8 protein-coding genes are annotated in these 9,594 nt (G+C 70.2%); all 8 read right to left on the reverse strand.

The genetic code is table 11. The features are described from left to right. On the reverse strand, positions 1-1,763 hold a 1,763-nt coding region (locus K206_RS0125230), incomplete at its 3' end, for an FAD-dependent monooxygenase (RefSeq protein ID WP_020205164.1). A gap of 296 nt (positions 1,764-2,059) precedes the next feature. Beyond that, positions 2,060-2,863: an IclR family transcriptional regulator gene (locus K206_RS0125235; protein WP_020423895.1), complete on the reverse strand. Its 804-nt coding sequence runs from the start codon at positions 2,861-2,863 to the stop codon at positions 2,060-2,062. 113 nt (positions 2,864-2,976) lie between these two features. After that, positions 2,977-5,115, reverse strand: a complete 2,139-nt coding sequence (locus K206_RS0125240) for an acetate--CoA ligase family protein (RefSeq protein WP_020205166.1) — start codon at positions 5,113-5,115, stop codon at positions 2,977-2,979. 1 nt (position 5,116) lies between these two features. Continuing rightward, on the reverse strand, positions 5,117-5,911 hold the full coding sequence (locus tag K206_RS0125245) for an enoyl-CoA hydratase/isomerase family protein (protein WP_020205167.1): 795 nt from the start codon (positions 5,909-5,911) through the stop codon (positions 5,117-5,119). 23 nt (positions 5,912-5,934) lie between these two features. Beyond that, positions 5,935-6,888, reverse strand: a complete 954-nt coding sequence (locus K206_RS0125250) for a tripartite tricarboxylate transporter substrate binding protein (RefSeq protein WP_020205168.1) — start codon at positions 6,886-6,888, stop codon at positions 5,935-5,937. Between the two features lie 229 nt (positions 6,889-7,117). Continuing rightward, a complete protein-coding gene (cyoD, locus tag K206_RS0125255; RefSeq protein WP_020205169.1) occupies positions 7,118-7,492 on the reverse strand; it encodes a cytochrome o ubiquinol oxidase subunit IV in 375 nt (124 codons plus the stop codon). Continuing rightward, positions 7,489-8,118 carry a cytochrome o ubiquinol oxidase subunit III gene (gene cyoC, locus K206_RS0125260; protein WP_020205170.1) on the reverse strand — a complete coding sequence of 210 codons (630 nt, stop codon included), beginning with the start codon at positions 8,116-8,118 and terminating at the stop codon, positions 7,489-7,491. The genes cyoD and cyoC overlap by 4 nt, the downstream gene beginning before the upstream one ends. Before the next feature lie 3 nt (positions 8,119-8,121). Further along, positions 8,122-9,594, reverse strand: a 1,473-nt coding sequence (locus K206_RS0125265; protein WP_020205171.1) for a cbb3-type cytochrome c oxidase subunit I, incomplete at its 5' end; no start/stop codon positions are given.

Here is a 9,594-nt window from a genome sequence, read left to right on the forward strand (position 1 = left end):
GACAGCAGGTAGCCGTGCGCGCAATGCAGCTCGAGCCAGTCCACGCCGATCTCCGCCGCGGCCTTGGCCGCGTTGACGAACTGCGCCTTGACTTCGTCCATGTCGCGCCGGGTCATCTCGCGCGCGGTCTGGCTCACGCCTTCGAGATACTGCTGCGGCGAGGCCGCCATCACCGGCCAGTTGCCGGACGCCAGCGGCTGGTCGATGCCGTCCCAGGCCGCGCGCGTCGACGCCTTGGCGCCGGCATGGCCGATCTGCATGGCGAACTTCGCGTCGGTGCTGGCATGGATCCACGAGACGATGCGCTGCCACGCCGCCTGCTGCCGCGGCGTGTACATGCCCGGGCATCCCGGCGTGATGCGGCCCTCGGCGCTGACGCAGGTCATCTCGGCGAACACCAGCCCGGCGCCGCCCATCGCGCGCGCGCCCAGGTGCACGAGGTGATAGTCGCCGGGCTCGCCGTCCACGGCCGAGTACTGCGCCATCGGCGAGACCACGATGCGGTTCTTGAGCGTGACCCCACGCACCGTGTACGGCGTGAACATCGGCGGCGGCGGCGCGCTGCCGTCCGCCACCGGCACGCCCGCGCGCCGCGCCAGCCAGCGCTCGTAGCCTTCCAGCCACGGCCGGTCGCGCAGGCGCAGGTTCTCGTGGCTGATGCGCTGGCTGCGCGTGAGCATGGAGTACATGAACTGCGGCGGCTCGAACTGGTCGCAGTAGCGCTCGCCGCAGACCTCGAACCATTCCATCGCGTTCCACGCCGCGTTCTGCAGCCGCAGCGTCTCGATGCGGCGCGCTTCCTGGTAGCGCGTGAGCACGGCCTCGATCTGGTCGGGGCTGTCGCCGAGCAGGCGGAACTGCCGGGTCAGCTCGATGGCGTCCTCGAAGGCGAGCTTGGTGCCCGAGCCGATGGCGAAGTGCGCGGTGTGCACGGCGTCGCCCATCAGCACCACGTGGCTGCCGTGCGCATTGCGCAGCCACCACTGTTCGCACACCACGCGCTGGAAGTTGAGCCACGCCGAGCCGCGCAGGTGGCGCGCGTTGGTCATCAGCGGGGCGCCCTTGAGGTTGGCGGCGAACAGCTTCTCGCAGAAGGCGATCGACTGTTCCTGGTCGGCCTTGTCCAGCCCGTGCGCGAGCCACACGTGCTCGGGGCATTCGACGATGAAGGTGGTGGTCTTGTCGTCGAACTTGTAGATGTGCGCCTGGAACCAGCCGTGCTCGGTCTTCTCGAACAGGAAGGTGAAGGCGTCGTACAGCTTGTGCGTGCCCAGCCAGATATAGCGGTTGGGCCGCACCACCACGTCGGGCCGGAAGGTCCCGGCGTACTTGTCGCGGACGCGGGAATTGATGCCGTCGCTGGCGATGACGAGATCGGCGTCGGGATAGTCGGTGTCGGAGTCGGCCTCGGTCTCGAACACCAGCTTCACGCCAAGCTGCTCGCAGCGCTCCTGCAGGATGTTGAGCAGCTTCTTGCGGCCGATGCCGACGAAGCCGTGCCCGCCCGAGCGGATCACCTGGCCCTTGAATTCCAGCTCGATGTCGTCCCAGTGGTTGAAGGCCTGCTGGATCGCGTCGGCCGTGACGGGGTCCCAGCGGCGCATGTTGTCCATCGTGGCGTCCGAGAACACCACCCCCCAGCCGAAGGTGTCATAAGGCTTGTTGCGCTCCACCACCACGATCTCGTGCCGCGGGTTCTGCTGCTTCATGAGCAGCGCGAAATACAGGCCCGCCGGGCCGCCGCCGATGCAAACGATCTTCATCACCAGGTCTCCTTGAGCTTGCGCTCGTCCGTTGCGCTGTTCCGGCCGCTGTTCCGGCATCCGGCCATTCAGCGGTTCCGTTATCGTGGGGCGCAATTTAATTTAGATCTATATAGTTTATATGTCAAGTAATTATGCGGACGCGGTCCCCGGCGGGATGAGGAGGAGATGCAGGAAGAAGCGCGGGAAGACAGTCAGGTGCCGCCCGACCGCGCGCGGGAAATGGCCGGCCAGCCACGTGGCGCGGCGGACGGACCGATCCGCGCCGCCGCGCCATGTGCGCCCTGCCCGTCCCGTCAGTCCGGCCGCGCCTGCTCGAAGGCCTGCCGCAATTGCGCCGCCAGCCGCATCAGGTGCGGCCTGAGCTCGCGGCTGGCCGCCGCCACGCCGGCGCGCGTGGAGGTGCTGACGTTGAGCACGTGGAGCGGATAGTGGCCAAGCTGCATCGGCGTGGACAGCGCCACCACCTCGGGCTGCCAGCCGGCTGCGCACCAGCCGTGCCGCTGCACGTGGTCGATGGCCTCGAGGATCTCCGCTTCCAGCTCGGGCCAGTGCGCGGAGAAGCGCTGGCGGAACTGCCGCATCAGCGCCTCGCGCTCATGCGCGGGCGCGGCCGCCAGCCAGGCGCGGCCCAGCGAGGTCAGCGCGATGGGCACGCGCTGGCCCGTCACCACGTTGCGCAGCGACACCTTGCGGCTGTAGCGGATCGATTCCAGGTAGACCATCTCGTCCTGGTCGGCCATCGCCAGCCCGACGTTGATGTGCTCGGCCTGCGCCAGCTCGCGCATCAGCGGCGCGGCCAGCTGCAGCACGGTGGAGCCGGTGCGCATGGCGTGCGCCAGGCTCAGCACCGGCGCGCCGAGGCGGTAGGCGCGCAGGTCGGGGTCGTATTGCAGGAAGCCGGTCTCGACCAGGCTTTGCGTCAGGCGGCTGACGGTGGAGCGCGCCAGCCCGGTGCGCTCGGCCAGCTCGCCATTGCCGAGCACCTCGGAGCCGGGCCGGAACGCGCGCAGCAGCGCGATGCCGCGCTCCAGCGAGCGGTTGGCAAGCTGGCTGGCAGGCCGCCCGCGCGCGCGGCTGCTTGCATCCTCCGAATCCACTGCGGCCTCCGATGGCATGAAGCGCCGCATTTCCGCTGGACGGAAATGCGGCGCCGAGGGCAGCAGTCTGGCACAGACCGGCCCGGCGCGCGAGCCCCCGGCGCGAGTCCCGGCTAGGCGATGACCGCCACGCCGTCGGCGGCGCGCACGCCCTGCCCGGCCGGCAGCACGAACACCGGGTTGATCTCGGCCTCCACCAGCCGCTCGCCGAGCGCGGCGGCCATGCGCGAGAACGCGACGATGGCCTCGGCCAGCGCCGGCACGTCCGCCCTGGGGCGGCCGCGGTAGCCGTCCAGCAGCGGCCACGTCTTGAGCTCGCGCGCCATTGCCGCCGCCTCTTCGCGCGAGAGCGCGCCGCCGGGCGGCAGCAGGCGCAGGGTGGTGTCCTGGAACAGCTCGGCGGCGACGCCGCCCATGCCGAGCAGCACCGCGGTGCCGAGCGCGTCGCGGTGCAGGCCGAGGATCATCTCGACGCCGCCGCCGACCATCTCCTGCACCAGGAAGCGCTCCGGCTCGCGGCCGGTGTGGCCGGCCACCTCGGCGCGCATCGCCGCCAGCCGCGCGGGCACGTCCTGCGGCGCCACGCCGACCGCCACGCCGCCGATGTCGCTCTTGTGCGTGATCTCCGACGACAGGATCTTCAGCACCACGCGCTCGCCGAGCGCGCGCGCGGCGGCCTGCGCCTGCGCATCGTCGCGCACCACCGTCTCGCGCACCGTGGGCACGCCGAAGCGCGCGAACAGCGCCTTGGCCTGCGCCTCGTCGAGCGAGCCGGACGGCAGGTCCGCGATGCCGGCGGCGGGCGCGGCAGGCGCGGCCGCCAACGCCTGCTCCGCCGCCGCGCGCAGGCGCGCCGCGTCGAGCATCGCGCCCAGCGCCGCGGCGCAGCTTTCCGGCGCGCTGAAGGCCGGCACGCCGCGCTGGTTCAGCACCGCGGCCACGTGCGGCGCGTGCGGGCTGACGTAGGCCAGCACCGGCTTGTCGCTGCCCGGCAGGCAGTCGCGGATGGCGTCGGCCATCAGGTCCGGCATGGCCAGGCCGGAGGAGCCGACGATCACCGCCACGGCGTCGTAGCCCGGGCTGTCGAGCAGCGTGCGGATGGCCGCGCGCAGCAGGTCGGGCTGCAGGCCGGCCAGCGTGACGTCGATCGGGTTGCGGTCCAGCGCGGCGTGGTCGCCGTTCTGCAGCGCGCGCAGCTGCGCCGCGGTGGCCGCGTCGGGCGGCGGCGTCTCGAAGCCGGACACGCCCAGGCTATCCGACACCAGCGTGCCGGCGCCGCCGGTCGAGGTCAGCACCGCCACGCGCCGGCCGCGCAGCACGCGCCCGGCCGCCAGCGCGGCGGGAATGTCGATCAGGTCGGCGAAGGTCTGCGCGCGGATCACGCCGACCTGGCGGAACAGCGCGTCGTACATGCGGTCGGCGCCGGCCAGCGCGCCGGTATGCGAGACCGCCGCGCGCGCGCCGGCCTCGGAGCGGCCGATCTTGAAGGCCACCACCGGCTTGCCGGCGGCCGCCGCCTTGAGCGCGGCGGCGCGGAAGCGCGCCGGGTCGCGCACGCTTTCCACGTACAGCGCGATCACGCGGGTGGCTTCGTCGTCGGCCAGGTAGTCGATGAAGTCGGCCAGGTCGAGGTCGGCCTCGTTGCTGGTGGAGACCAGCTTGGACAGGCCGATGCCGCGCGCCGCGGCGCGCGACAGCAGGGCGCCGAGGATGCCGCCGCTCTGCGACACCACGCCGATGCTGCCGGCCGGGAAATGCTCCATCTCCAGCGCGCCGCTGGCCGACAGCGGAATGCCGTCGGTCACGTTGACCAGCCCGATGGTGTTGGGCCCGAGCAGGCGCATGCTGCCGGCCGCCTCGACCAGCTCGGCCTGGCGGCGCGCGCCCTCGGCGCCGGTCTCGGTGTAGCCGCTGGCCAGCACGATGGCCGCGCCGGTGCCGCGCGCGGCCAGCTCGCGCACGGCGTGCTGCGCGCGCTCGGCGCCCAGCAGCACGATGCCCACGTCCGGCACCTCGGGCAGCGAGCCGATGTCCGGGTAGCAGCGGATGCCGCCGATGGTGTCCACCTTCGGGTTGACCGGGTAGATGGCGCCGCCGAAGCCGTGCCGCGTCAGGTAGGACACCGGGCGGCCCGAGGTCTTGGCCGGGTCGGCCGAGGCGCCGATGACCGCCACGCTGCGCGGCTTGACCAGGCGCGCGATGGCGGAAGCGGTGGAGGCGGTGGCCGCGTCGGAGATCAGGTCGGATGCCATCTCAGCCCTTCGCCGCGGTCTTGTTGAGGAAGGCCAGCACCGACGCGCGGTGCTCGCTGCTGGTGTAGCAGATGCCCTGCGCCTGGCTGCCCTGCGCGAACACCTGCCCGGCCGGCAGCTCGAAGCTCTGGTTGAGGATGGACTTGCCCAGCGCCAGCGCGGTGGGCGAGCCGTGGCTCAGCTCCGCCGCCCAGTTGCGCGCGTCGGCCAGCAGCGCGTCCGGCGCGCTCACGCGGTCGGCGATGCCGAGCCGCAGCGCCTCGGCCGCGTCCACCTTGCGTCCGCTGAAGATCAGTTCCTTGGCCCTGGACAGGCCGGTGCGGCGCGGCAGGAAATACATGCCGCCGCCGTCGGGGATCAGCCCGCGGTGGATGTAGGACCAGGCAAAGCTGGCGCTCTCGGAGGCGACCACGAAGTCGCAGGCCATCGCCATGTCGGCGCCCAGCCCGGCGGCCGCGCCGTTGACCGCGGCGATGGTCGGCTTGGGCATGTCGTGCAGCAGCGCCACCGAGTGGTGCACGCGCTGCTGGCGCGCCCAGCCGTTGAAGCCGACCTCGCCCTGCGGCGCGTCCATGCGCTTCTGCATGCCGGCCACGTCGCCGCCGGCGCAGAAGCCCTTGCCGCTGCCGGTCAGCACCAGCGCGCGGATGCCGCGCTCGGCGGTGACGCGCTCCAGCGCGTCGATCAGCTCGCTGCGCATGTCGTCGGTGATGGCGTTGCGCTTGTCGGGGCGGTTGAGGGTCAGCACGGCGATGCCGTCCTGCGTTTCCAGCTCGATGAAGGAATAGTCGGTCATGGTGTGTCTGGCTGCGGCTCGGTTCAGTTGATGGTGATCTTTGCGTCTTTGACGACCTGGCTCCAGCGCGCCTGCTCGCCGCGCACGTAGCGGCCGAACGCCTCCGGCGTGCCGGGGCTGACGATCAGCCCCTCGGCGTCGGCGCGCTTGCGGAAGGCGTCGGTGGCCACGGCCTTCCTGGCCGCGGCGTTGAGGCGGGCGATGACCGGCGCCGGCGTGCCGGCGGGCGCGAACAGCCCGTACCAGCTTTCCGCCACGTAGCCGGGCACGCCGCTCTCGGCGATGGTCGGCACCCTGGCCAGGTCGGGGCTGGTGGAGCGCTGCGCGCTGGTCACGCCGAGCGCGCGCAGCTTGCCGGACTCCAGCAGGTTGCCGACCGCCGAGGCGGTGGCGAACATCAGGTCCACCTGGCCGCCGAGCAGGTCGGTGATGGCCGGGCCGGCGCCGCGGTAGGGAATGTGGTTGAGGTTGACCTTGGCCAGGCTCTTGAACAGCTCGCCGGCGAGGTGCGCCGAGGTGCCCGGTCCCTGCGAGGCGAACGAGATCTTGCCGGGGTTGGCGCGGGCCGCGGCGATCAGGTCCTGCACGGTCTGGTACGGGCTGTCCGGGCGCACCACCAGCACGTTGGGCGAGCGGCCCACCAGCACCACCGGCGCGAACGCCTTATCGGTGGCGTAGGGCAGCTTGGGCTGCAGGCTCGGGTTGACGGCGTGCGCGAAGGTCGCCATCACCAGCGTGTAGCCGTCCGGCGCGCTCTTGGCCACGTTGTCGGTGCCGATGATGGTGCCGCCGCCGGGCTTGTTGTCGACCACCACGGGCTGGCCGAGGTCCTGCGACATGGCCACGCCGATGGTGCGCGCGATCAGGTCGGTGCCGCCGCCCGGGGAGAACGGCACCACGATGCGGATGGGCTTGTCGGGAAAGGCCGCCGTGGCGGTGGCCGGCAGGCACGCGGCGGCGAGGGCCAGCGCGGACAAGCACGCGCCGAGCGGCGCGGCGGATAGCGCGGCCAGCCTGCTGGCGACGCGACGGGAAAGGGAATGCACTGTCGTCTCCGTGGAATCCGGGGCACCGTGCGCCAGCGGCGCGGTGCCCCGTTTGTTGGAGACGAGAATAGGCCCGCGCGCCCCGCTTTGCAGCCCTTCAATTCCGTTCGGTGGAATTGAAAAGGCGGCGCGGCGGTGCGCGCGGAGCCGGCCGGGCCGGCTAGTCGCGCATCTTGGCGCGCTCCATCGACATCTGCGTCGGCATCATGTTGACGTTGGCGTTATGCATGACCCACAGCGAGCCCGCCACGATGATGGCGATCAGCAGCGCGCTGCAGATGAAGATGGCGGTGTTCTGGCGCTGGTCGCGCGCGGCGCCCATGTGCAGGAAGAACACGAGCTGCACCAGCAGCTGCGCCACGCACAGCGCGACGATGGCCGCCAGGCCCAGGTGGCGCGGCACCACGTCCAGCATCACGGCGCCGAACGAGGCGAAGGTCAGCAGCACCGACAGCACGAAGCCGGCCACGTAGCCCTTGAAACTGCCGTGCGCGGCGTCGGCGGCGCCGGCCGGGTGGAGATGCTTGGTCTTCATACGAACTCACGCAGGTAAACGAAGGTAAAGACGCAGATCCAGATCAGGTCCAGGAAGTGCCAGAACATGCTCAGGCAGTTCAGGCGGCGGCTGGTGACGCCGTCCAGGCCGAAGCGCTTGATCTGGTGCATCATCACGGCGATCCACACCAGCCCGCAGGTCACGTGCAGGCCGTGGGTGCCGACCAGCGTGAAGTACGAGGACAGGAACGCGCTCACGCCGGGGCCCGCGCCGCGGTGCAGCAGCTCGGTGAACTCGTACAGCTCCATCGCGATGAAGCCGGCGCCGAGCAGGAAGGTCACGCCCAGCCAGCGCACCACCATCTGGCTGCGCCCGGAATGCATGTACAGCATCGCCACGCCGAAGGTGAAGCTGCTGAGCAGCAGCAGCATGGTCTCGCCCAGCACGAACGGCAACTCGAACAGCTCGCGCCCGCCCGGCCCCCCGGCGGTGTTGCCCACCAGCACGCCGAAGGTGGCGAACAGCACCGAGAAGATCAGGCAGTCGCTCATCAGGTAGATCCAGAACCCGAGCGTGGTCTTGGTGCCGTCGTCGTGATGGGCGTGGTCGTGCGCCGCGTGGGCGTGCGAATGCGCGTGCGTGTGCGCGGTCATGGTATTGCTCATGGTTTACGCCGCCTCCTGCAGCTTCGCGTAGCGCGAGTTCTCGATGCGCTCGACTTCCGCCGCCGGCACGTAGTAGTCCACGTCGCGGTCGTAGCTGCGCAGGATGAAGGTGCCGATCATGCCGGCCAGCGCGACGATGGCCAGCGGCCAGATGTGCCACACCAGCGCGAAGCACAGCACCAGGCTGAAGCCGGAGATGATGATGCCGGCGCCGGTGTTCTTCGGCATGTGGATGTCCTCGTAGCGCGCGGGCTGCACGTAGGCGCGGCCGCTTTCCTTGTCGTCCCAGTGCTGCTCGAGCGAGGTGATGTGCGGCACGTGGGCGAAGTTGTAGAACGGCGCCGGCGAGGCCGTGGCCCATTCCAGGCTGCGGCCGTTCCACGGGTCGCCGGTCGGGTCCATGTTCTGCTTGCGGTCGCGCACGCTGACGTAGAGCTGGATCAGCAGCGCCAGGATGCCGGCGCCGATGATCACCGCGCCGCACAGCGCCACCACCAGGTAGGGATGCCAGTCGACGTTGGCGTAGTGGTTCATCCGGCGCGTCATGCCCTTGAAGCCGAGCACATAGAGCGGCATGAAGGCCAGGTAGAAGCCCACCAGCCAGCACCAGAACGAGATCTTGCCCCAGCGCTCGTTGAGGGTGAAGCCGAACACCTTGGGGAACCAGAAGCTCATCGCCGCCAGGCAGCCGAACACCACGCCGCCGATGATGACGTTGTGGAAGTGGGCCACCAGGAACAGGCTGTTGTGCAGCACGAAGTCCGCTCCCGGCACCGCCAGCAGCACGCCGGTCATGCCGCCGATGGCGAACGTCACCATGAAGCCGATGGTCCACAGCGTCGACGAGTGGTAGCGGATGCGGCCGCGGTACATCGTGAACAGCCAGTTGAACAGCTTGACCCCGGTCGGGATCGAGATGATCGAGGTCATGATGCCGAAGAAGGCATTGACGTTGGCGCCCGAGCCCATCGTGAAGAAGTGGTGCAGCCAGACGAAGAACGAAAGGATGCCGATCGACGAGGTGGCGTACACCATCGACTTGTAGCCGAACAGCGGCTTGCCCGAGAACGTCGAGATGATTTCCGAGAACGCGCCGAAGCACGGCAGGATCAGGATGTACACCTCGGGGTGGCCCCAGACCCAGATCAGGTTGATGTACATCATGGCATTCCCACCGAGCTCGTTGGTGAAGAAATGCATGCCCAGGTAGCGGTCGGCGGTCAGCAGCGCCAGCGTCGCGGTCAGCACCGGGAACACCGCCACGATCAGAATGTTGGTGATCAGCGCGGTCCACGTGAACACCGGCATCTTCATCAGGTTCAGGCCGGGCGCGCGCATGCGCAGGATGGTGACGATGAAGTTGATGCCGGTCAGCGTGGTGCCCAGCCCCGATACCTGCAGGGACCATATGTAGTAGTCGACCCCGACCGTCGGACTGTAGCCGAGCTCCGACAGCGGCGGGTAGGCGACCCAGCC

Origin of the sequence: Cupriavidus sp. WS (genome assembly GCF_000395345.1) — a bacterium.
In the GTDB taxonomy this organism is placed as follows: Bacteria; Pseudomonadota; Gammaproteobacteria; order Burkholderiales; family Burkholderiaceae; genus Cupriavidus; species Cupriavidus basilensis_B.